The organism is Streptomyces sp. NPDC044719 (genome assembly GCF_056433405.1).
On record NZ_JBWKHE010000015.1, the window covers coordinates 18,016 to 39,876 of the forward strand.

General features: G+C 72.1%; 19 protein-coding genes. 13 read left to right on the top strand and 6 right to left on the bottom strand.

Translation table 11 applies throughout. The features are described 5' to 3' along the window. The first annotated feature begins 110 nt into the window (after window positions 1–110). The 5 genes from AC07DF_RS39620 to AC07DF_RS39640 all read left to right on the top strand — a co-directional run bounded on the left by AC07DF_RS39620 (window position 111) and on the right by AC07DF_RS39640 (window position 4,855). Window positions 111–932 (top strand): TIM barrel protein, encoded by an 822-nt coding sequence (locus AC07DF_RS39620; protein ID WP_478982141.1) that lies wholly within the window; start codon window positions 111–113, stop codon window positions 930–932. A gap of 25 nt (window positions 933–957) precedes the next feature. Next, a complete protein-coding gene (locus AC07DF_RS39625) occupies window positions 958–1,851 on the top strand; it encodes a 2-hydroxy-3-oxopropionate reductase (protein ID WP_478982143.1) in 894 nt (297 codons plus the stop codon). Between the two features lie 209 nt (window positions 1,852–2,060). Then, on the top strand, window positions 2,061–3,518 hold the full coding sequence (locus AC07DF_RS39630) for a catalase (protein WP_478982145.1): 1,458 nt from the start codon (window positions 2,061–2,063) through the stop codon (window positions 3,516–3,518). A 324-nt stretch (window positions 3,519–3,842) separates the two neighbouring features. After that, window positions 3,843–4,079 (top strand): hypothetical protein, encoded by a 237-nt coding sequence (locus AC07DF_RS39635; RefSeq protein ID WP_189721359.1) that lies wholly within the window; start codon window positions 3,843–3,845, stop codon window positions 4,077–4,079. Between the two features lie 158 nt (window positions 4,080–4,237). Then, on the top strand, window positions 4,238–4,855 hold the full coding sequence (locus AC07DF_RS39640) for a DUF2207 domain-containing protein (RefSeq protein ID WP_478982148.1): 618 nt from the start codon (window positions 4,238–4,240) through the stop codon (window positions 4,853–4,855). 81 nt (window positions 4,856–4,936) lie between these two features. On the opposite strand, the gene gcl is transcribed toward AC07DF_RS39640, so the two are convergent. Continuing rightward, window positions 4,937–6,721, bottom strand: coding sequence for a glyoxylate carboligase (gcl, locus tag AC07DF_RS39645; RefSeq protein WP_478982150.1), 1,785 nt, complete (start codon window positions 6,719–6,721; stop codon window positions 4,937–4,939). A 207-nt stretch (window positions 6,722–6,928) separates the two neighbouring features. Here gcl and AC07DF_RS39650 point away from each other — a divergent pair, with 207 nt between their 5' ends. Further along, the gene (locus tag AC07DF_RS39650) at window positions 6,929–7,726 is read left to right on the top strand and encodes a hypothetical protein (RefSeq protein WP_478982152.1); all 798 of its coding nucleotides are present in this window, start codon (window positions 6,929–6,931) and stop codon (window positions 7,724–7,726) included. 15 nt (window positions 7,727–7,741) lie between these two features. Here the strand turns inward: AC07DF_RS39650 and AC07DF_RS39655 are convergent, their stop codons facing one another. After that, entirely contained in the window at window positions 7,742–8,623 is an 882-nt protein-coding gene (locus AC07DF_RS39655) for an NAD(P)-dependent oxidoreductase (protein WP_478982154.1), read from the bottom strand. Window positions 8,624–8,672: 49 nt separating this feature from the next. Here AC07DF_RS39655 and AC07DF_RS39660 point away from each other — a divergent pair, with 49 nt between their 5' ends. After that, window positions 8,673–9,080 (top strand): MerR family transcriptional regulator, encoded by a 408-nt coding sequence (locus tag AC07DF_RS39660; protein WP_478982156.1) that lies wholly within the window; start codon window positions 8,673–8,675, stop codon window positions 9,078–9,080. A 15-nt stretch (window positions 9,081–9,095) separates the two neighbouring features. After that, complete coding sequence (locus tag AC07DF_RS39665) at window positions 9,096–9,623, top strand: GNAT family N-acetyltransferase (RefSeq protein ID WP_478982158.1); 528 nt, start codon at window positions 9,096–9,098, stop codon at window positions 9,621–9,623. Window position 9,624: 1 nt separating this feature from the next. Here the strand turns inward: AC07DF_RS39665 and AC07DF_RS39670 are convergent, their stop codons facing one another. Then, complete coding sequence (locus AC07DF_RS39670) at window positions 9,625–11,223, bottom strand: AMP-binding protein (RefSeq protein WP_478982160.1); 1,599 nt, start codon at window positions 11,221–11,223, stop codon at window positions 9,625–9,627. Continuing rightward, window positions 11,220–12,890 (bottom strand): AMP-binding protein, encoded by a 1,671-nt coding sequence (locus AC07DF_RS39675; protein ID WP_478982162.1) that lies wholly within the window; start codon window positions 12,888–12,890, stop codon window positions 11,220–11,222. Before AC07DF_RS39675 ends, AC07DF_RS39670 begins: the two co-directional genes overlap by 4 nt. Window positions 12,891–13,015: 125 nt before the next feature. On the opposite strand from AC07DF_RS39675, the gene AC07DF_RS39680 reads away from it, so the two are divergent. The 3 genes from AC07DF_RS39680 to AC07DF_RS39690 all read left to right on the top strand — a co-directional run bounded on the left by AC07DF_RS39680 (window position 13,016) and on the right by AC07DF_RS39690 (window position 17,881). Continuing rightward, complete coding sequence (locus AC07DF_RS39680) at window positions 13,016–13,825, top strand: helix-turn-helix transcriptional regulator (protein ID WP_478982164.1); 810 nt, start codon at window positions 13,016–13,018, stop codon at window positions 13,823–13,825. A gap of 204 nt (window positions 13,826–14,029) precedes the next feature. Beyond that, complete coding sequence (locus tag AC07DF_RS39685) at window positions 14,030–16,882, top strand: ATP-binding protein (protein ID WP_478982166.1); 2,853 nt, start codon at window positions 14,030–14,032, stop codon at window positions 16,880–16,882. A 207-nt stretch (window positions 16,883–17,089) separates the two neighbouring features. Further along, on the top strand, window positions 17,090–17,881 hold the full coding sequence (locus AC07DF_RS39690; RefSeq protein ID WP_478982168.1) for a S1 family peptidase: 792 nt from the start codon (window positions 17,090–17,092) through the stop codon (window positions 17,879–17,881). Between the two features lie 98 nt (window positions 17,882–17,979). Here AC07DF_RS39690 and AC07DF_RS39695 read toward each other — a convergent pair whose 3' ends face one another. After that, entirely contained in the window at window positions 17,980–19,077 is a 1,098-nt protein-coding gene (locus tag AC07DF_RS39695; protein WP_478982170.1) for a winged helix DNA-binding domain-containing protein, read from the bottom strand. A 127-nt stretch (window positions 19,078–19,204) separates the two neighbouring features. Between AC07DF_RS39695 and AC07DF_RS39700 the strand changes: the two genes are divergently transcribed. Beyond that, entirely contained in the window at window positions 19,205–19,630 is a 426-nt protein-coding gene (locus AC07DF_RS39700; RefSeq protein WP_478982172.1) for a DUF6003 family protein, read from the top strand. 9 nt (window positions 19,631–19,639) lie between these two features. Here the strand turns inward: AC07DF_RS39700 and AC07DF_RS39705 are convergent, their stop codons facing one another. Beyond that, window positions 19,640–20,605: a YihY/virulence factor BrkB family protein gene (locus AC07DF_RS39705; RefSeq protein ID WP_478982174.1), complete on the bottom strand. Its 966-nt coding sequence runs from the start codon at window positions 20,603–20,605 to the stop codon at window positions 19,640–19,642. 145 nt (window positions 20,606–20,750) lie between these two features. Between AC07DF_RS39705 and AC07DF_RS39710 the strand changes: the two genes are divergently transcribed. Further along, the gene (locus AC07DF_RS39710; RefSeq protein ID WP_478982176.1) at window positions 20,751–21,860 is read left to right on the top strand and encodes an AI-2E family transporter; all 1,110 of its coding nucleotides are present in this window, start codon (window positions 20,751–20,753) and stop codon (window positions 21,858–21,860) included. Window position 21,861 lies beyond the last annotated feature (1 nt).

Consider the following 21,861-nt stretch of genomic DNA (forward strand, 5'->3'; position numbering starts at 1 on the left):
ACAGCCCTCGGGCGCCACGGGCAATCTTCCGTTAAGCAGAAACGCGATTCCACAATACGGAATACCGTCTGGAAGACACGTCGGAAGACAAGGAAGGGAGCGCCGACCCGATGGGATTCGCAGACCAGCGCTTCAACGTCAACCTGTCGATCCTCTTCACGGAGCTCCCCCTCCTGGAGCGCCCCGCTGCCGCCGCCGCGGCCGGCTTCACCGCGGTCGAGCTGTGGTGGCCGTGGGTCGACTCGCCCGTCCCCGAGCGGTCCGAGCTCGACGCCCTGAAGCGGGCGATCGAGGACGCCGGCGTCCGGCTCACCGGCCTGAACTTCTACGCCGGGCAGCTCCCGGGCCCGGACCGCGGCGCCCTGTCGATCCCCGGCGAGGAGTCGGAGCGGTTCCGCGCCAACATCGACGTGGCCGCCGACTTCGCCGCCTCCCTGGGCTGCACGGCCCTCAACGCCCTGTACGGCAACCGCGTCGAGGGCGTGGACCCGGCCGAGCAGGACGCGCTGGCGCTGGAGAACCTGACCCTGGCGGCCCGGGCCGCGGACCGGATCGGCTCGGTTCTGCTGATCGAGGCGCTGAACCAGCCCGAGTCACCGCTGTACCCACTGGTGTCCGCCCCGGCGGCCGTGGACGTCGTCGACAAGGTCAACGAGGCGACAGGCCTGGGCAACGCGCGGTTCCTGATGGACCTCTACCACCTGTCCATGAACGGCGAGGACCTCCCGTCGGTGATCGAGCGGTACGCCGCGAGGACCGGTCACGTCCAGATCGCCGACAACCCCGGCCGCGGCGCCCCCGGGACGGGCTCACTGCCCCTCGAAGACCTCCTCGACCAGTTGCGGAAGGCGGGCTACGACGGCTGGATCGGCCTCGAGTACAAGCCGGGCGATCGCCCGAGCGCCGAGACCTTCGGCTGGCTGCCCCGCTGACCCCCGCACCGAAAGGCACCCCATCATGAGCAACGCACTTCCCAAGGTCGCCTGGATCGGCCTCGGCATCATGGGCTCCCCGATGTCCGAGAACCTGATCAAGGCGGGTTACGACGTCACCGGTTTCACGCTGGAGCAGGACAAGCTGGACCGGCTCGCGACGGCGGGCGGAACCGCCGCCTCCTCCATCGCCGAGGCCGTGCGGGACGCCGACGTCGTCATCACGATGGTTCCGGCCTCCCCCCAGGTCGAGGCCATCTCCTACGGCCCGGACGGCATCCTGGAGAACGCCAGGCCCGGCGCCCTGCTGATCGACATGTCCTCGATCACGCCGCAGACCTCGATCGACCTGGCGAAGGCCGCGAAGGACAAGGGCATCCGCGTCCTGGACGCCCCGGTGTCCGGCGGTGAGGCCGGCGCCATCGAGGCCGTGCTGTCCATCATGGTCGGCGGCGAGCAGGCCGACTTCGACACCGCGAAGCCGATCCTCGAGGCGCTCGGCAAGACCATCGTGCTGTGCGGCCCGCACGGCTCCGGCCAGACGGTGAAGGCCGCCAACCAGCTGATCGTCGCCGTGAACATCCAGGCGTGCGCCGAGGCCGTGGTCTTCCTGGAGAAGTCCGGCGTGGACCTGAAGGCGGCCCTGGACGTCCTCAACGGCGGGCTCGCCGGCTCGACCGTGCTGACCCGGAAGAAGGACAACTTCCTCGGCCGGGACTTCAAGCCGGGCTTCCGCATCGACCTGCACCACAAGGACATGGGCATCGTCACGGACGCCGCCCGCACCGTCGGCGCGGCGCTGCCCGTCGGCGCCGTGGTCGCCCAGCTGGTCGCGAGCCTGCGCGCGCAGGGCGACGGCGGCCTGGACCACTCGGCGCTGCTGCGGGCCGTGGAGCGGCTGTCCGGCGCGCAGCTCTGACCCCTTCCCGGCCCTCGTAGCCCCGGGGCCCCACCAGACCCCGGGCGGCGCCGCCGCTGACACCTGTCCTGTCGCGCCCAAAGGGGCGGCGCCGCCCGGCCCAGCCGCACCCACCGCTTCAACAAACTGTTGACGCACACTTCGCCCCGACCCTAGGCTCCACGAAGCGGAAACACTTTTCCGCTGCCCTCTCGTATCGGAAGGTCACGATGTCGCAGCGCGTGCTCACCACCGAGTCCGGCGCCCCCGTCGCCGACAACCAGAACTCCGCCACCGCCGGCGCCGGCGGCCCGCTTCTGCTCCAGGACCAGCAGCTGCTGGAGAAGCTCGCGCGCTTCAACCGCGAGCGCATCCCGGAGCGCGTGGTGCACGCCCGCGGCTCGGGCGCCTACGGCCACTTCGAAGTGACCGACGACGTCACGGAATTCACGTACGCCGACTTCCTGAGCACCGTCGGCCGGCGCACCGAGGTGTTCGTGCGCTTCTCCACCGTGGCGGACTCGCTCGGCGGCGCGGACGCGGTGCGCGACCCGCGCGGCTTCGCGGTCAAGTTCTATACGGAGGAGGGCAATTACGACCTCGTCGGGAACAACACCCCGGTGTTCTTCATCAAGGACCCGATCAAGTTCCCCGACTTCATCCACTCGCAGAAGCGTGACCCGTTCACGGGGCGTCAGGAGCCGGACAACGTCTGGGACTTCTGGGCGCACTCCCCCGAGGCCACGCACCAGGTGACCTGGCTGATGGGCGACCGCGGCATCCCGGCCTCGTACCGGCACATGAACGGCTACGGCTCGCACACCTACCAGTGGACGAACAGCGCGGGCGAGGCCTTCTTCGTCAAGTACCACTTCAAGACCAACCAGGGCATCCGCTGCCTCAGTGCCGAGCAGGCCGCCAAGACCGTCGGCAGGGACCCGAACTCCCACCAGACGGACCTGCTCCAGGCCATCGAGCGGGGCGTGCGCCCGTCCTGGACCCTCTACGTCCAGCTCATGCCCGCGGCCGAGGCGGACGGCTACCGCTTCAACCCGTTCGACCTGACCAAGGTCTGGCCGCACCAGGACTACCCACTGCGGCGCGTGGGCCGGCTGGTGCTGGACCGCAACCCGGACAACGTCTTCGCCGAGGTCGAGCAGGCCGCGTTCTCCCCGAACAACTTCGTGCCGGGCATCGGCCCCTCGCCCGACAAGATGCTCCAGGGCCGCTTGTTCGCCTACGCGGACGCCCACCGCTACCGTCTGGGCGTCAACCACACTCTGCTGGCCGTGAACGCCCCGAAGGCGACGACCGCGCGGAACTACGGCCGCGACGGCCTCATGGCGACCAACGCCCAGGGCCGCGGCGCGAAGAACTACGAGCCGAATTCCTACGACGGCCCGGTGGAGACCGGCCGCCCGCTGTCGGCACCGCTGGCGGTGAACGGCCACACGGGCACCCACGAGGCCCCGCTCCACACCAAGGACGACGACTTCTTCCAGGCCGGCGAGCTGTACCGGCTGATGTCCGCCGAGGAGAAGTCCCGGCTGATCGCGAACATCGCCGGCGGCCTGTCCCAGGTCTCCCGCGACGACGTGATCGAGAAGAACCTCGCGCACTTCCACGCCGCCGACCCCGAGTACGGGCGGCGCGTGGAGGAGGCGGTACGCGCCCTGCGCGAGGACTGAACTCCCTGACCGCGTCCGACCGCGCGGGGCGACCCGGATGAGGGGTGGCCGCCCCGGGCACGGACGCGGGCAGGGTGTGGACCGCGGCGGCTGCGAGCCAGTGCGGTGGTGAAGGACCGGGAGCGGGCTTCTCGACCCGAGGGAAGACCGTTCCGGGCCCCGTCGCACCGCCGCGGTCCCAGCACCACTCTGCGCACCTCTCTCCTCCCTCCCCTCACAGACCCCGTCCGGCGGCGCGAATGTCCTGTCGCGCCCAGCCTCGCGTCGTCGGGCGGCCAGCCCCTTCAGGGTGCGGAACAGGTGCGTCCGCAGGAGCCTGAAGGCATGGCACATCCCACCGAGCATCCGCATGTCGTGGTCCACTCCCCCGCCCTGGACGGATCCCGCCGGGTCACCCTGGGCGAGGAACCCCTGGGCGTCGCCACCCACGCCGACGACGTCGCCGAGATCCTGCGGCTGGCCGACCTGTACGTCACCGACGTCGCGGAGAGCGACCTCGTCGAATGGCAGGGCGGCGGCCCGGACGACTGGCCGGGGCTCTCGGAACACCACGACGCCTGAACACGCCTACGGCACCGGTCGTAGGCCCCGTACGGAACCCTCAAATGAACCTCTGAACCCGGCCCCGGGGGCTTCAACAGCCCCCGGGGCCGGGCACATTCTCGTCACACGGGGACCGCCGGCACGGGGGCGGCGGACCCCGTCACGGGGGTGAAGCCATGAGCGACGATACGGCGGTCCGGCTGGAGCCGCACGAGATCGCACTGCTGGGGGAAGGCCCGCGGGCCGCCGTCACCGTCGCCGTGGTGGACCTGTATCTGCGGGGGCTGGTGGAGGCCGACCGGCCGGGGACGATACGGAAGGGCATCGCGGACGTCGTGCCCGCTCAGCGGCCGCCGTCCCCCTTGGCGCAGGCGGTGCACACGTCCCTGCGCGAGCCCGCCGGGCTCCGGACGCTGGTGAAGGACCCGGACATCCGGATCGCGGTGGCGCTGATGCGCATCCCCCTCGCGGGGGCGGGCCTGCTGCGCTACCCGCTGCTCGGCCCGACGCGCGCCGCCCGCCGCCGGGTGCGGGAGCTGCGGCAGAGCCATCCGCTGCCCGCGAGCAGGCGCGGTCTGACCGACGACGAGAGGCTGCTGGCCGTCGCGCTGCACGGCGAGCCGGCCCTGCGCCTGCTGGTGCCGCGCTTCGCCCTGCGGGCGGGGCTGGTCCGCCGGGCCGAGGTGGGCGGCAAGGACCTCCTCAAGAACTCGCCACGTGGCAGGGGCGGCAGTGGCGGGGGCTACCACTACTGCGGTGGAGGCGGGGGCGGATGCGGTGGCGGCGGAAGCTGACCCCGTGCGTGAGTGACATGCGTGAGGGGCGGTCCGTCCCCACGGACGGACCGCCCCTGCGCTCGTACGTGCTCCCGCGCGTCAGACCTTCAGCGTCTTGATCGAGGTCGGCGCATGGCCGGGCTCCGTGGCGAGCTCCTCGAACTCCACGACGTTGCCGATGTCGTTGGTCGTCGACATGGAGATGTTGGTGACCCGTTCCAGGATCGCCTCGACGACGACCGGGACCCGGTGCTCCGCGGCGAGCTTCTTGGCCTGCTCGAAGGCGGCGCCCAGCTCGGCGGGGTCGGTGACGCGGATCGCCTTGCAGCCGAGGCCCTCGGCGACCCTGACGTGGTCGACGCCGTAGACGCCGAGCTCGGGCGCGTTGATGTTCTCGAACTCCAGATTGACCTGGAAGTCGATGTCGAACGCCCGCTGCGCCTGGCGGATCAGGCCCAGGTAGGAGTTGTTGACGAGGACATGGACGTACGGGATCTTGTGCTGCGCGCCGACGGCCAGCTCCTCGAGCATGAACTGGAAGTCGTAGTCGCCGGAGAGCGCCACGACGGACGCCTCCGGGTCGGCCTTGGCGACGCCGAGCGCGGCCGGGACGGTCCAGCCGAGCGGGCCGGCCTGGCCGCAGTTGATCCAGTGGCGGGGCCGGTAGACGTGCAGCATCTGCGCGCCGGCGATCTGCGAGAGGCCGATGGTGGAGACATAGCGGGTCTCCGGGCCGAAGGCCTTGTTCATCTCCTCGTAGACGCGCTGCGGCTTGATCGGGATGTCGTCGAAGTGCGTACGGCGCTGGAGCGTGGCCTTCCTCTCCTGCGCGGCGGCGGCCCACTCGGTGCGGTCGGGCAGCCTGCCCGCCGCCTTCAGCTCCCGTGCCACCTCGACGAACAGCTCCAGCGCGGCCTTGGCGTCGGAGGTGATGCCGTAGTCCGGGGCGAAGATCTTGCCGATCTGGGTGGGCTCGATGTCGACGTGGACGAACTTCCGCCCGGCCGTGTAGACGTCGAGCTTGCCGGTGTGGCGGTTGGCCCAGCGGTTGCCGATGCCGAGGACGAAGTCGGACTCCAGGAAGGTCGCGTTGCCGTAGCGGTGCGAGGTCTGGAGGCCGACCATGCCGGCGTTCAGCTCGTGGTCGTCGGGGAGGAGGCCCCAGCCCATCAGGGTCGGGACGACCGGGGTGCCGGTCAACTCGGCGAACTCGACGAGGAGTTCGGCGGCGTCGGCGTTGATGATGCCACCGCCCGCGACGATCAGCGGCCGCTCGGACTCGTTGAGGAGCGTGATCGCCTTCTCGATCTGGGCGCGGGTCGCGGCCGGCTTGTAGACCGGGAGCGGCTCGTACGTCTCCGGGTCGAACTCGATCTCCGTGAGCTGGACGTCGATCGGCAGGTCGATGAGGACCGGCCCCGGGCGGCTGGAGCGCATCAGATGGAAGGCCTGCTGGAAGACGCCGGGGACCTGGGCCGCCTCCAGGACGGTCACGGCCATCTTCGTGACCGGCTTGGCGATGGAGGCGATGTCGACGGCCTGGAAGTCCTCTTTGTGGATCACGGCGGTCGGGGCCTGGCCCGTGATGCACAGGATCGGGATGGAGTCACCGGTCGCGGAGTACAGGCCCGTGATCATGTCGGTGCCGGCCGGGCCGGAGGTGCCGATGCAGACGCCGATGTTGCCCGGCTGGGTGCGGGTGTAGCCCTCGGCCATGTGCGAGGCGCCCTCGACGTGCCGGGCGAGGGTGTGTGCGATGCCGCCGGAGGCCTTGAGCGCCGCGTAGAAGGGGTTGATCGCCGCGCCCGGGACACCGAACGCGTCGGTCACGCCCTCGCGCTTGAGGATCTCAACTGCCGCGCGGGCAGCGGTCATTCGAGCCATCGAGTACTCCTGCTTCGGCTGTCGGATTCGCACTCCCGTCGCGCCCCGCGGTGAGCTCTTCCGTATTGCGGAAAGTATTTTCTACGATCTGGAATTAATGTAAGTGGGGTGGACGAAGGCCGTCAAGAGAGGGCAAGGGGCGGACAGGCAGGGGCTTGAAGGAGCACGATGGAACGGCTGTCCCGATGCGACGCGTTCTGGAGTGACATGGCCGAGACCGTCCCGGTGCGCTGCCCGGCCTGCCACCGCGAGCACCACTACACGGCTCCGGTGTACCCCTGCGTGTGCGGCGTGCCGGTCACCCCGCCGCTCGACCGCCACAGCGCGGCGACGCCCGTCCCGCATCGCGTCTGGCAGGACGACTGGGTGACGGTGCGCTGCGCGTCCTGCGGCCGGAGCGGGCAGTGGCCGCGCCCGGAGCTGGGGTGCGCGTGCGGGACGGTGCTGCGGGTTCCGGTGGCGGAGGGGCGAGGGCCGGCCGACGGGCAGGTCGCGAAGGACCAGGACGCCGAAGCCGTCCCGAAGGCCACGCCGGACGCACGCGACGCCGCGGCCGCCGGCGCCATCGCCGGTACCCCTGCCGCTCCCCCCGCCGCCGGCGCTGCCGTCAGGCCGCCCTTCCGCTCCGTCACCATCCGGACCGCGCGCGACGCCGTCACAGCCACCGCGCTGTATCTGCGCTGGCTCGGCTACCGGGACGTACGCCGGGCGGACCAGCGCCCGCCGTCGGGCATCGGCCTCGCCGCCCGTGGCGTCCTCGCGCAGGTCGACCCGGCGGTGCGCCCGGCGACGCTGCGGGACGTGGAGTGCCTGTGGCTGACGGCCATGACGGAGTCCGCCGACTGCCTCTACTTCTCCCTCACCGGCTACGCGGACGACGCCCGGGCCCGCGCCGACGCCCTGGGCATCCCCCTGTTCGTCCTCGACCTCACGGGCACACCGCGTCCGGTGAACGCCCCGGCCGACGCGCTGGACACCACCGGCACCGGGGAGCGGGCACCCTGACCACTCCGGGGCCGGTCAGTCGCCGCTCGGCTTGGCGAACTCCTCGATCAGCACGGGATACTGCTCCCCACCGTGTCCGGCGGCGATCGAGCGGTCGGCCATCGCCTTGATCAGCTTGGGCAGTTCGGCGTTGACACCCACCGCCTCGCTCTCCTCGATCAGGTGCGCCATGGCCCGCGCGTCGGTCTCCAGGGCGGAGACCTCGGCCGGGAAGGAGCCGCTGTCGATCTGCTGGGCGTATCCCGGCAGCCATTCGGCCACGCCGGCGGCGATCCGCTGCGCGAACGGCGCGTACTTCGCCGCGTCGACACCCGCGGTCCTGAGCAGGGCGGTGCCCTGGAGCCAGGCGTTCAGGACGCTCCACATCATCGCCAGGCCGGCCACGTCGTACAGCGACGCCAGGCCGTGGTCGGCACCGACGTGGGTGACGGTGCCGAGCGCGTCGAGTGTCGACTTGTGTGCGTCGAAGTCCGCCTGCGGCCCGCTGTGCAGAATGATCGCCTCTGCGGTGCCGATCGCCGGCGGGACGGCCATGATGGCGCCGTCCAGGTAGCGGGCGCCGCGCTCCTCGGCCCAGCGGGCTGTCTCCCGGGCCTGGGCCGAGTCGCCGGAGGTCAGGTTGATCAACGTCTTGCCGGCGAGGTCGGCATCGCCCGCGTCCAACAGCTCCCGCACGGCTTGGTAGTCGGTGACGCAGATGATCGTCAGGGAGCCCGCGCCGAGCGCGTCACCGACCGTCGGCGCGAGCCGTGCGCCCTCGCCCACGAGGTGGTCGGCCTTGGAGGCCGTACGGTTCCAGACGGTCGTGGGATGTCCGGCTTTCAGGAACGCGGCGGCGAGGGCCTGGCCCATCAGCCCGAGTCCGATGATTGTCACGGGTGTGTCGGTTGTGTTCATGGCAGCATCGTCAACGTTGATACCGATGTGAAGGTCAAGCGAGGTTTCGATGCGTATCGGGGAACTGAGTCGCCGGACGGGCGTGAACGCCCATCAGTTGCGCTATTACGAGGCCCAGGGCCTGCTGGAGGCGGACCGCGGCGCGAACGGATATCGCGAGTACGGTGAGAACGCCCTGCTGCGGGTGAAGCAGATACGCCATCTGCTCGGCGCCGGATTGTCGTCGCAGGACATCGCGTACCTGCTGCCCTGTGCGGTCGGAGAAGCCCCGGAGCTGCTCGGATGTCCCGAACTGCTGGCCGCGATGCGGTCACGGCTACGGCGACTGGACGACCAGATGGCCACGCTCGCCCGTTCCCGGGACGCTCTCGCCGACTACATCGACGCGGCGGAGCGCATGGGAAGCGAGATCTACCCGCCCTTCGCCGATGCCGATCCGGAGCCCGTGCCCGCCTGAGGAGTTGGTGAACCCATGACTTCGAGGTCCGCCGGCACCCGCGTCCGCCCCGCGGCACCCGCCGAACTCCCCGCCCTCCAGGACATCGAACGTGCCGCCGGGGCCCCCTTCCGCGACCTCGGCATGCCGGAGATCGCCGACGACGCGCCGCCGGGGCTGGACGTACTGGAGCGCTACCGCCGGGCCGGCCTCTGCTGGGTCGCGACGGACGAACGGGACCACCCGGTCGCGTATCTGCTCGCCGAACCCGTGGACGGCGCGCTGCACATCGAGCAGGTCTCGGTCCACCCGCGTGCCGCGCGCCGTGGCGTGGGCCGAGACCTCCTGGCACACGCCGCCGGCCACGCCCGCGAGGAGGGCCTGACCGCCCTGACGCTGACCACCTTCGCGGAGGTCCCGTGGAACGCCCCCTACTACGCCCGCCTCGGCTTCCACACCCTGACCGAGCCGGACCTCACCCCCGGCCTGCGCGAGATCCGCGCGACGGAGGCCGCGCACGGGCTCGACCGCTGGCCACGGGTGTGCATGCGCGCGCCGCTGTGACCTACTCCCGCCCGTCCGAGAACCTCTCCCGCAGCTCCACCTTGCGCACCTTCCCGGACACCGTCATCGGGAAGGAGTCGAGGACCTGAATCCTGCTCGGGATCTTGTAGTGCGCCAACTGCCCGTCGCAGAAGGCCCGTAGGTCCTCCAGGGTCGGCGGAGCGGCCGGGTCGCGGGGGATGACGCAGGCCAGGACCTCCTCGCCGTAGTGGTCGTGCGGGACGCCCACGACCTGGACGTCCTGGATGCCGGGGTGGGCGTAGAGGAACTCCTCGATCTCGCGGGGGTAGATGTTCTCCCCGCCCCGGATGATCATGTCCTTGATGCGGCCGACGATCTCGACGTAGCCGTCCTCACGCATCACGGCGAGGTCGCCGGTGTGCATCCAGCGGCCGGCGTCGATGGCCTCGGCGGTCTTCTCCGGCTCGTTCCAGTAGCCGAGCATCACGCTGTAGCCGCGGGTGCACAGCTCGCCCGCCGTGCCCCGGGGCCGCGTGACACCCGTCGCGGGATCGACGATCTTGACCTCGATGTGCGGCAGGACCCGTCCCACGGTGCCCGTGCGGTGCTCCAGGTCGTCGTCCCTGCGGGTCTGGAGGGACACCGGGGAGGTCTCGGTCATGCCGTAGCAGATGGAGACCTCCGCCATGTGCATCTCGGCGACCACCCGCTTCATCACCTCGACCGGGCAGGGCGAGCCCGCCATGATGCCGGTGCGCAGGGAGGAGAGGTCGTACGCCGCGAAGTCGGGGAGGTTGAGCTCCGCGATGAACATGGTCGGGACGCCGTAGAGCGAGGTGCAGCGCTCCTGCTGCACCGCCTCCAGCGTGGCCTTCGGGTCGAAGGACGGGGCGGGGATGACGATGCACGCGCCGTGCGAGGTGGCGGCCAGATTGCCCATCACCATGCCGAAGCAGTGGTAGAAGGGCACCGGAACGCACACCCGGTCCCGCTCGCTGTAGGCGATCGACTCGCCCACGAAGTACCCGTTGTTGAGGATGTTGTGGTGCGAGAGGGTCGCACCCTTGGGGAAGCCCGTCGTGCCCGACGTGTACTGGATGTTGATCGGGTCGTCGCAGGACAGTTCGGCGTACTGGGACCGGGCGTCAGGGGTCCCGCGCCCCAGGAGCGCCTCCCAGCTCCGGTCGCCGAAGTACACGACCTCCCGCAACTCGGCGCACCTGCCCCGCACCTGCTCGATCATCGCCCGGTAGTCGCTCGCCTTGTGGCGGACGGAGGCGAACAGCAGGGACACCCCCGCCTGGTTGAGGACGTACTCGACCTCGTGGGTGCGGTAGGCGGGGTTGATGTTGACCATGATCGCGCCGATGCGGGCGGTGGCGTACTGGACGAGCACCCACTCGGGGCAGTTGACCGCCCAGATGCCCACCCGGTCGCCCTTGGCCACACCGGACGCCATCAGGGCCGACGCCAGCTCGTCGACCGAGGCACCGAACCGCGCGTACGTCCAGCGCCGCCCGGACGGGACGTCGACCAGCGCCTCGCGCTCCGGCCAGGTGGCCACCGCACGGTCCAGATTGGCCCCGATCGTGTCGCCGAGCAGGGCCGTCCCGCCGGTTCCATGGCTGTACGAATTCACCGGAAGTCCTCCTCGCGGTACTCGGCGTCCGAGCCGGCCGCCGTGGCCTCGCGCAGTTCGATGCGGCGGATCTTGCCGGAGACGGTCTTGGGCAGGTCGCCGAACTCCAGGCGGCGGATGCGCTTGTAGGGGGCCAGGGCCTCCCGGGAGTGCTCGAACAGCACCTTCGCGGTGTCGGGGCCGGGCTCCCAGCCGTCCGCGAGGACGATGTACGCCTTCGGCACGGCGAGGCGCAGCTCGTCCGGGGAGGGGACGACCGCCGCCTCCGCCACCGCCTCGTGCTCCAGCAGCGCGCTCTCCAGCTCGAAGGGCGAGATCTTGTAGTCACTGGCCTTGAAGACGTCGTCCGCGCGGCCGACGTAGGTGATGTAGCCGTCCTCGTCGCGGGCTCCGATGTCGCCGGTGCGGTAGTAGCCGCCGGCCATCGACTCCGCTGTGCGGTCCGCGTCGCCGTGGTAGCCGGTCATCAGGCCGACGGGGCGGTCGGAGAGGTCGAGGGCGATCTCCCCCTCGCTCGCGCCCGGCGCGCCGGAGACGGGGTCCAGCAGTTCGACGCGGTAGCCGGGGCTCGGCCGGCCCATCGAGCCGGTCTTGAGGGGCTGGCCGGGGCTGTTGGCGACCTGTACGGCCGTCTCGGTCTGGCCGAAGCCGTCCCGGATGGTGACGCCCCAGGAGCGGCGGACCTGCTCGATGACCTCCGGGTTGAGCGGCTCCCCGGCGGCGACGACCTCGCGCGGCCGGGTGCGCAGCTGGGTCAGGTCGGCCTGGATGAGCATGCGCCAGACGGTCGGCGGGGCGCAGAAGGTGGTGACGCCCGCCCGGTCCATCTCCGCCATGAGACGGGCCGCGTCGAAGCGCGTGTAGTTGTACAGGAAGACGGTCGCCTCGGCGTTCCAGGGGGCGAAGAGGTTGGACCAGGCGTGCTTGGCCCAGCCCGGGGACGAGATGTTCAGATGCACGTCGCCCGGCTTCAGGCCGATCCAGTACATGGTGGACAGGTGACCGATCGGGTACGACGTGTGGGTGTGCTCGACGAGTTTGGGCCGGGCGGTGGTGCCCGAGGTGAAGTAGAGCATCAACGGGTCGTCGGAGCGGGTCGGGGCGTCGGGCGTGAAGTCGGCGGGAGCCTCGTAGGCGTCCTCCAGCGACAGCCAGCCCTCGGGGGCGGCACCGGCCGCGACGCGCGTGTAGTCGCCGGGTACCTCGGCGAACTTGCCGGTGTCCTCCGGGCGCGCGATGACATGCCGGACCCGGCCGCGGTCGACGCGGTCGCGCAGGTCGGCGGGGCCGAGCAGCGGGGTGGCCGGGATGACCACCGCCCGCAGTTTCATCGCGGCGAGCGCGGTGATCCACAGCTCGGCCTGGTTGCCGAGCATGACGAGGATCCGGTCCTCGGCGCGCACGCCCCGGGCGCGCAGCCAGTTGGCGAATCGCGCCGAGCGCATGGACATCTCGCCGAAGGACAGCCGGGTCTCGCGGCCGTCCTCCTCGACGATGTGCAGGGCGGTGCGGGCGTTGCCGTGAGCGATCTCGTCGAACCAGTCGAGCGCCCAGTTGAAGTACTCGGGACGGGGCCAGCGAAAGCCGTCGTAGGCCGTGGCGTAGTCCTCGCGGTGTTCCAGCAGGAAGTCCCGCGCCCCGCGGAACATCTCCGTCGCCGATGTCATCTGTCCTCCTGAGTACCGGACCATTGCCGGGCGGCTCCGAACCATCGTGTAATCCGTGATGCAGGTCTCACTACCCCCGAACGGGGGGTGCGCCCGCACAGGAGCCGTAGTGAAGGGGCGAACAGGTGACAGCAGACGCGTCCGACGCCGTCGAGATACGGAACGCGCTGCTGCGTCTGCGGCGCGCCACCGGCCTCCCGATCGCCTTCGGCGGGCTGATGGAGGCCGGGCGGCAGATGCGCATCAGCGAGCTGAGCGGCACGGCGACGGACGCCCTGCGTTCCCTCGCGGTGACGTCCGGGAACGGGCTGGGCGGCAAGACGGTGGTCCTGGCCCGGCCGTGCGTGGTCACGGACTACTCGGCGTCGCGGCAGATCAGTCATGAGTACGACGCCCCGGTGGCCGTGGAGGGGCTGCGCTCGGTGCTGGCCGTTCCGGTGGTCGTACGGCACGGGGTGCGCGGGGTGCTGTACGGGGCGCTGCGGACGGCCCTGCCGATGGGCGAGCGGATGCTGGACGCGGCCGTGGAGGCGGCACGGGACGTGGAGCGGGCCCTGGTCGTGCGGGACGAGGCGCGCACGCTCGCCGCCGGGGGCGGTGCGGGCGCGGGGTGGGAGCAGGTGCGGGAGGCGCACGCGGCGCTGCGGGCGCTGGCGCCGAAGATCGCGGACCCGGAGCTGCGGAACGAGCTGCTGGAGGCGTGTGCGCTGCTGACGGCCGAGTCCGCCGCGCCGGCCCGGGTCCGCCCGGCGCCGCGCGAGGTGGACGTGCTGGCGTGTGTCGCTGCGGGGGCCACGAACGCGGTCGCCGCCGAGCGGCTGGGCGTGACGCCCGAGACCGTCAAGGGATATCTGCGGTCGGCCATGCGGAAGCTGCGGGCCCGGACCCGGGGCGAGGCCGTGGTCGCCGCGCGTCGGGCGGGATGGTTGCCGTAGGTTTGTGATGCTTTCTGTCGCGCCGGTCCGTTCGATATGCCGAAACGCTCCCGACGGGGCGTCGCCGTCGCCTTCGGCCGCATTCGGGAGCCCAATGAATTCACCCGCCGGCGTAGGTTGTTATTTCCCTCACCACGCCGTCCGTCCGAAATTCAAAGAGCTGTTGCCTAATATTGGCCAGGACACGACACACGGAGGGGAGCGGTGACCGTGCCACGGGACTTCCAGGAGCCTCCCAGGAGCCGCCCCGACCTGGTCATCGGCCGGGAGGACCTGTTCACGTCGGCGCGTGAACACCTGGGCCGAGGCGGAAGTGTGCTGCTCCACGGCCCCGCTGGAATAGGAAAGTCGACCGTCCTGCGGGCGCTGGCCGCGGATTACGGCGGCTCGGCCCGGACCGTGTTGCGCTGCTCGGCCACCGAGTCCGAATCCCACCTGCCCTTCCTGGCGCTGGCCGACCTGTTCGGCCTGGTCCTGGACGAGGTCGCGGGACAGCTGCCCGCCGCCCAGCGCACCGCCCTGGAGTCGGCGCTCACCGGACGCGGCGAGTCCAGCCTCCAGCGCGACGGGCTCGCGCTGCGCCTGGCCGTGCTGTCGGCGCTGCGCGCCCTCGCCGCCGGGGGCCCGGTGCTGGTCGTCGCCGACGACCTCCAGTGGCTGGACGCCGCCAGCGCCGAACTGCTCGGCTTCGCCGCCCGCCGTCTGGGCGACACGCCCGTGCAGATGCTGTGCGCGGTGCGGACCGAGGGCCAGGAGTACGACCGCCATCTACGCGCGTCTCCGCCCGACACGCTCGCCGTCCGGCTCGGCCCGCTGTCCCGTACGCAGGTGTCGGCGCTCCTCGACCACCGCGGCTACACCCCGCTGTCCCGCTCCACGATCCGCGACATCCACCGCACCAGCGGCGGCAACCCGCTCTTCGCCCTGGAACTGGGCCGCGCCCTGGCCGAGAGCCCCACCCGGCCCCGGCCCGGCGAGCCGCTGCCCGTGCCCACCTCGCTGCGGGCCCTGGTGCTGAGCCGGCTGGAGATGCTGTCGGACGAGGCGCGCCGCACCCTCCTGGTGGCCAGCGCCGGTGCCCGGCCCACGCTGGCGCTGCTGCACGCGGCAGGCCGGGAGCACGCCGAGGCCGAGACGGCCCGGGCGGCGGCGCTCGGGCTGCTGGCGACCGAGGCGGAGGGGCCCGCCGTACGGTTCGCGCATCCGCTGATCTCGGCCGCGCTGTACGCGGAGGCCCCGGCGCAGGAGCGGCGGGCCGTGCACGCCGCGCTGTCCACGGCCGCCTCCGACCCGATCGAGCGGGCCCGGCACCTGGCCCTGGCGACCACCGGCACCGACCCGGAGGTGGCGGCCCGGCTCGCCGAGGCCGCCGCGCTGGCCCGGGACCGCGGTGCGCCGTCCGTGGCCGCCTCGCTCGGGCTGCTCGCGGCCCGGCACACCCCGGCGGACAGCGCCCCGGGCCCGGACGAGCGGCGGCTGCAGGCCGCGGAGGACGCGATCACCGCCGGCGAGGCCGATCTCGCCCGGGACATCGCCCGCGACGTACTGACGCGTGCCACCGTGCCCGCCGAGCGGGTGCGGGCCTGGATGGTGGTCATCGAGGCGGCCGGTCAGGCGCTCGGCGAGGTCGACGCCGTCTTCCCGCAGGTCCTGGCCGACGCGGGCGACGACCCGCGGCTGCTCGCCCAGGTCCACTACCAGCTCGCCTGGCGCGGCCTGGTCGTGGAGGGCGACTTCGCCGAGGCCCGGCAGGAGGCCGAGCACGCGGCGGAGCTGGCCGCCCGGGGCGGGGACCGGCGCACCGAGCTGATGGCGCTGTCCTTCCAGGCCTCCACCGAGACCCTGATGGGCCATCCGGGAGCGCCCGCGACCGTGAAGCGGGCGTTGCGCGAGCCCCAGGACCCGTATGTGGCCTGCCACCACAACGGCGCCGGCTCGGCCCGGTTCCGCTGGCTGATCATGAGCGACCAGCTGCCCGAGGCGCGGGCGGTGATCACCGCGCTGCTGCGCGAGGTGCGGCGGCGCGGCATGGTCGAGAGCGAGGTGCACTTCCTGCGCTTCCTCGCCGACACGGAGCTGCGCACCGGGCACTGCGGCCGGGCCCTGGACCTGGCCCGCGAGAGCCTGAGGCTGGCCCGGGACGCCGGGATCGGCGAGGGCGCCTCGGCGATGCTCGCCTCACTCGCCGAGGCCTCCGCCGGGGACGTGGACCGGGCGCTGGCGCTCGCGCGCGAGGCGGCCGACCACGCCGAGGTCGACGGCGACCAGATGTATCTGTCCCGGGCCCTGGCGGCCCTGGGCTACGCCCAGTTGGTGGCCGGGGACCCGGCGGCCACGGTCCGTTCGCTGCGCCGGGTGCGGGAGCTGGAGCACGGCCTCGGCATCAACGACCCGGCGCGCGGCCGCTGGCACGGCGACCTCGCCGAGGCCCTGGTCCGCATCGGCGAGCCGGGCGAGGCCCAGGACGTCATCGACACGACCCGCGCGCACGCGCTGCGGCTGGGCCGGGAGAGCGTGCTGGCCGTGCTGGACCGGGCCGAGGCGCTGGTGCGGGCGGCACGCGGCGATCACGAGGCCGCCCTGGTCCGGTTGGCGTCCGTGCGGGACCGGCTCGGCAGGCTGGGCTACGGCCTGGAGGAGGCGCGGGCCGCCTTCGCGCTGGCCCGGCTGCGCGCCCAGGCCGCCGCCCTGCCCCGCACCGGGAACACTCCCCTGCCGGGGACGGCGTCGTACGACGAGGCCGCCCGGCTGTTCCGGCGCTGCCGGGCGCTGCCCTGGCTGCGGCAGGTCGACGCGGCCGCCGCGGCCGGTTCCACGGCGGTCGAGCCGGCGGCCGTCGCGCCGCCCGTCGCGCTGGACGCGCTGGAGGGCCTGGCCTCGATGGAGCGTCAGGTCGCCTCGCTCGTGATGGAGGGCGCGACCAACCGGGAGATCGCGGCCCGTCTGTTCATCAGCGTCAAGACCGTCGAGGCGACTTTGACCCGGGTATACCGGAAGCTGGGGATCCGTTCGCGGGTGGACATCGTCCGGCTGGCCGCGGGCCGCCGCACGAACTGAGCCTCACCTGGGTCTACTTGACCCGACCGAGGGTTTTCCCTGCCCAACTCCCTTAGGGGGTTCCCTCATTGGGAGCCCCGTCGTCCGGGCTCTAGCTTTGGGGCGTGCCGCTCGCCGGGCACACGGAGATCCGAACAACGGCGTCAGGGTCCCCGTGCTTCACCAGCACCCGCGCGACCCCCCACCGGCAACTCCCCAAGGAGACCCATGTTCGGGCTCAACGCCGCCAAGAAGGCCGCCGCCGTCGCCGCGGCGACCGCCGCCGCCGCCACGACCGCGCTGCTCGCCGCCCCCACGGCCGTCGCCGCGCCCCAGCCGATCGTCGGCGGTACCACGACCACGACGACCGCGTACCCGTTCGTCATGCAGATCACGGACGCCTCGCAGAACCAGTTCTGCGGCGGCACGCTGGTCTCGCCCACCAAGGTCGTCACCGCCGCGCACTGCATGGTCGGTGAGTCCGCCGGCAGCGTGCGGGTGGTCGGTGGCCGCACCTACCTCAACGGCACCAACGGCACGGTGAGCAAGGTCAGCAAGATCTGGATCCACCCGAGCTACACCGACGCCACCAACGGCGACGACGTGGCCGTGCTGACGCTGTCGACGTCGATGCCGTACACCACGGCGAAGTACGTCTCCTCCTCCCAGACCTCGGTGTACGCGGCCGGGGCCACCGCCCGCATCCTCGGCTGGGGCACCACCTCCGCGGGCGGCAGCTCCTCCAACCAGCTGCGCACCGCGACCGTTCCGACCGTGTCCGACTCCAGTTGCGCGAGCTCCTACGGCTCCGACTTCGTGCAGAGCGACATGGTGTGCGCCGGCAAGGCCTCCGGCGGCGTGGACACCTGCCAGGGCGACAGCGGCGGTCCCCTGCTCATCGGGGGCGTCCTGGCAGGCATCACTTCCTGGGGCGAGGGCTGCGCCCAGGCCGGTTACCCGGGTGTCTACACCCGGCTGACCACCTTCTCCAACCTGGTCACCGCGCAGGTCAACTCGTGACCTTCCACTGACTCCTGAGTACCCCTCAGGTGAAAGACCAGGGGGCGTTGCGGGCCTCCACGAGCGGCCCGCAACGCCCCCTCTCCATGTGCGGTGCGTCATTTCCGTACGGTGCCGAAGCCGATGTCGTACGACGTCCCCGGGTGCATCACACGCAGCATCCGCTCGCCCTCGGCGGTGACCTCGTCCCGCTGGGCCCGGGTGAGCCGGCCGAAGGGCTCGATCACGAGGGCGTTGTCCTCCAGCCGCCACAGGCCCGCGAGGAAGCCGTCCACGAGGAGCGTGGGGTAGGCGATGTTGCCCTGCCAGGAGCGGCCCCGGTGTTCTGGGGGAACGACGCGGGTGCGGTCGGCGTGGGACAGGAGCAGGTTGTCGAACTCGGGCAGGAAGCGCGGCGGGGCAGGGGTGTCCGGGCCGGGACGCGGGGCGTCCGGGAGGTCGAAGAGCTCGGCGCCGCCCTCGTCCTGGAAGGCGAGGAGTCGCGGGCGGAGCCGTTCGAAGGTGTCCCGCAGACGGGTCAGTCCGGCCCAGGTCTGCATGTCCTTCACCGAGGCCGGGCCGAAGGCGGCGAGATAGCGCAGGACGACCGCGTCGGGGGCGGGTGCGGGTTCGGCGGGGCGGCCGAGCCAGTGCTCGGCGGTGGTGAGACTGACCTGCCCGCTGCGGCCCCACAGACCGCGCGGGGTCACCTGCACGAGCGGCAGCCGGCACCGGGCGGCGACCGCCAGGGCCTGCGGATCGGCGTCGGGCCACTCCTGGAGCAAGGCCTCGCGCAACTGCTTCATCGTGCGGGGCTCGGCCTCGACGAGGTCCCGGGCGAGTCCGGCGAGCCGGTCCAGGTCGACACCGGCGAGTCCCTTGCGGAAGGTGACCAGCTCCCGGTCCCGGGCGGGCTGCACCAGCGGCCTCAGGGTGAGGCAGTCGTCCGCGGTGTGGGTGTGGATGGTGGAGCGCATCGTGACGATACGCACGACCTCGCGGTCGGCCATCGGCTTCGACAGCGCCTCGGGGCCGAAACCCTCGAGGCGGGCGGCGAGCGCGTAGTACGGCGGCTTGACGTTCTGCGCCTGGAGACCGACGAGATGCTCGACGGCCGCGACGGCGGACATCCGGGCGGGGCGCAGCAGCAGTTGCCGGTCGAGGGTGGCGCGGTTGAGGGCACGGGTACCGAGGACGCTCCGCTGGGTGTGGGCCATGAGGGCACGGTAGCCGGGGTCGCGGACAGGTTCTGTCCGCGACGGCCGTGCGTCCGGGAGCCGGCGGTATTCCGGGCGCGGCGGGGTAATGGGACGTCGACCGAACCCCGTTGAGAAGGAGCCGAGGATGACCGACGACGCCTACCTGTTCCTGCTTGACGACCCGTCCGCGCCGCTCGGCGTGGCCCCCGCCGCCGTCGGCGATCTCGCGTGCATGGAGACTCCCGCGGTACGCGCGTGGCTGGACGCGCAGGGAAGCACGCCGGCCTCGCCGCGGCTGCGTCTGCTGCCCCCGGAGGAGACGGCGGCGATCCCCGAGGGAGCGGAACGGCTGCCGGTCCCCCTGGGCGACGAGGAGTTGAGCCGGGTCCGCCACCTGAACGCACCACAGTCGCTCGCGCGGATCGAGGAGGAGCTGCTCGCCTTCCGCGACTGCGCGGACGGCCGGGACGGCCTGATCGCCCGCGCGCTGGCCGCCGGCGTGGCACCGCACCGCGTCGTCGAACTGACCGGGGTGGACCCTGCGACGGTGACCGAAGCGGCGAGCCGCTGACGTCGCGGGTCACGCGCCGGGTCCGGGGTCCGGCCGGACGGCTGATGTGATGCCGGCGCGGGCCGCCTCCAGCTGGGCGGCGAACGCGATGCCGAGGAAGAGCGCCACAGCGGTGAGGTTGGCCCACAGCAGCAGGGCGATGAAGGCGGTGAGCGGCCCGTACACGGCGCCGAAGGCACCGCTCTCCTCGACGTACAGTGCGAGCAGCCAGGTGGCCGACACCCACAGCAGGAGGTGCACGGCCGAGCCGAAGGCCAGCCAGGTGTAGCCGGGCTGGACGCGGCGGGGCGACCAGCGGAAGATCACGGCGGAGGCCACCCAGGCCAGCGCGAGCCCCACGGGGATGTCGAGCACACTCCACCACTGCGGCCCGCTGCCCTCCCATCCCGCGGACTCCGCCACCGCGTCACCCACGGCCTCACCGGCGACCAGGACGACGAACCCCAGCACCAGGGGCAGGCCGGCGGCGAGCGCGAGAACGATCCCCCGCGCGTACTTGCGCGGGAACGGACGGTCGCGCTCGATGCCGTAGATGCGGTTGGCCCCGCGCTCGATCTGGCCCATGGCCGAGGCGAGGTTCAGCAGCGCGAATCCCAGGCCGAGCCACAGGGCGAGCGTGCTCCAGACGTCGCCGTGAGCGGTGCGCCGCGTCCCCTCGAAGGCGTCCTCGACGATCTCGGCGCTGGCACCCGGCACGATCCGGCCGAGCGTGAGCTCGATGATCCGGCCCACGCCCTCGGTGTGCACCGATGTGGCCAGCCCGACGAGCGCCACGGTGCACGGAACCAGTCCGAGCACCACCTGGAAGGCGAGGGCCCGCGCGTTGCTGAAGCCGTCCGCGTAGCGGAACCGTGCGAAGGAGTCGGTCAGCAGCCGCAGGCCCCCGTAGTGGCGCAGGGCGGTGAACGCCTCGTCTCCGGAGAGCTCGTCTCCGATCATGTCCCGGGTCTGGGGGACGTGGACGGCGGTACCCATGGCGTGGACGCTCCTTGTCGGACGGCTGGTCAGTGTCCGGTTTCCCCGTCCTCTTCCCTCGACGCCGCGCCCACCGGTACCGGCCTTCGGGGGAATTCCGGGGACGCGCCGCGGTCCGGCGGGCGGTGGGTGGTACGGGCATGAGATGGCCGCGTCTGCCGAACCGCCCGCCTCGCCGTCCGGACGCCCGGACGGCGAGGAGCCTCATGTCCCGGCCCTGCTGCGGACCGCGGCCGCGTACGCCTGGCGGATCATCGCCGTCGGCATCGTCGTCCGCGTCGCCTTCTCGGTGCTCGGGCAGTTCCACCGGATCGCCGTCGCCGTCTTCCTCGGTCTCGTCATCGCCGCCGTGCTGCGCCCCGCGGCCGGTCTGCTGGCCCGGTTCATGCCCAGGCCGCTCGCGGTCGGCGTGGCGATCGCCGGCGGCATCGTCCTCGTCCTCGGGGCGCTGGCCCTGGTGGGTGAGACCGTGGCGGATCAGCGCCGCGGGCTGGAGCGGGAGTTCGTGGCGGGGATCGACCGGATCGAGCGCCGGCTGGAGGAGCCGCCGTTCCGGCTGCCCGCGGACGCCTTCGCCGATCTGCAGTCCCGGATCGGCAGGCTCCTGTCGAGCCATCGCTCCACCCTCATCAGTACGGCGCTCAGCGGCGCGAGCCGGCTGCTGGAGGTGCTGACCGTGCTGGCTCTGGCCCTGTTCTGCGCGGTCTTCTTCACGCACTCGGGCGATCGGCAGTGGCGGTGGCTGTGCGACCAGCTCCCCGACGGGGCGCGGCAGCGGGTCACGGTCGCGGGCCGGGCCGCCTGGCGGACCTTCACCGGCTACACGCACGGCATCCTGCTGGTGGCGGCGACCAACGCGGTCCTCGTGGGCATCGCCCTGTTCGCTCTCGGGGTGCCGCTCGCCGTGCCGCTGGCGCTGCTGGAGTTCCTGGCCGCCTTCATCCCCTTGATCGGCTCGCCGATCGCCCTGGCGGTCGCGGCCGTCGTCGCGCTGGCGACGAAGGGGCCGCTCATCGCCCTGGTGGTGGTGGCCCTGATCGTGATCATCGGACAGATCGAGGGCCACCTCCTGCACCCCATCGTGATGAGCTGGGCCGTCCGGCTGCACCCGGTGGTGGTGGCCCTGGCGGTCGTCGGCGGGGCGGTGGCGGCGGGGGTGATCGGCGCGGTGGTGGCCGTACCGCTGGTGGCCGTGGTGTGGTCCGTGTACCAGGCGCTGCGCGGGTCCGGGGACCAGGTCACCAAGCCGGCGTGAA

Coding starts and splice junctions, on each gene's coding strand:
- AC07DF_RS39620 (WP_478982141.1), top strand. CDS start 111: ATGGGATTCGCAGACCAGCGCTTCAACGTCAACCTGTCGATCCTCTTC.
- AC07DF_RS39625 (WP_478982143.1), top strand. CDS start 958: ATGAGCAACGCACTTCCCAAGGTCGCCTGGATCGGCCTCGGCATCATG.
- AC07DF_RS39630 (WP_478982145.1), top strand. CDS start 2,061: ATGTCGCAGCGCGTGCTCACCACCGAGTCCGGCGCCCCCGTCGCCGAC.
- AC07DF_RS39635 (WP_189721359.1), top strand. CDS start 3,843: ATGGCACATCCCACCGAGCATCCGCATGTCGTGGTCCACTCCCCCGCC.
- AC07DF_RS39640 (WP_478982148.1), top strand. CDS start 4,238: ATGAGCGACGATACGGCGGTCCGGCTGGAGCCGCACGAGATCGCACTG.
- gcl (WP_478982150.1), bottom strand. CDS start 6,721: ATGGCTCGAATGACCGCTGCCCGCGCGGCAGTTGAGATCCTCAAGCGC.
- AC07DF_RS39650 (WP_478982152.1), top strand. CDS start 6,929: ATGGCCGAGACCGTCCCGGTGCGCTGCCCGGCCTGCCACCGCGAGCAC.
- AC07DF_RS39655 (WP_478982154.1), bottom strand. CDS start 8,623: ATGAACACAACCGACACACCCGTGACAATCATCGGACTCGGGCTGATG.
- AC07DF_RS39660 (WP_478982156.1), top strand. CDS start 8,673: ATGCGTATCGGGGAACTGAGTCGCCGGACGGGCGTGAACGCCCATCAG.
- AC07DF_RS39665 (WP_478982158.1), top strand. CDS start 9,096: ATGACTTCGAGGTCCGCCGGCACCCGCGTCCGCCCCGCGGCACCCGCC.
- AC07DF_RS39675 (WP_478982162.1), bottom strand. CDS start 12,890: ATGACATCGGCGACGGAGATGTTCCGCGGGGCGCGGGACTTCCTGCTG.
- AC07DF_RS39690 (WP_478982168.1), top strand. CDS start 17,090: ATGTTCGGGCTCAACGCCGCCAAGAAGGCCGCCGCCGTCGCCGCGGCG.
- AC07DF_RS39695 (WP_478982170.1), bottom strand. CDS start 19,077: ATGGCCCACACCCAGCGGAGCGTCCTCGGTACCCGTGCCCTCAACCGC.
- AC07DF_RS39700 (WP_478982172.1), top strand. CDS start 19,205: ATGACCGACGACGCCTACCTGTTCCTGCTTGACGACCCGTCCGCGCCG.
- AC07DF_RS39705 (WP_478982174.1), bottom strand. CDS start 20,605: ATGGGTACCGCCGTCCACGTCCCCCAGACCCGGGACATGATCGGAGAC.
- AC07DF_RS39710 (WP_478982176.1), top strand. CDS start 20,751: ATGGCCGCGTCTGCCGAACCGCCCGCCTCGCCGTCCGGACGCCCGGAC.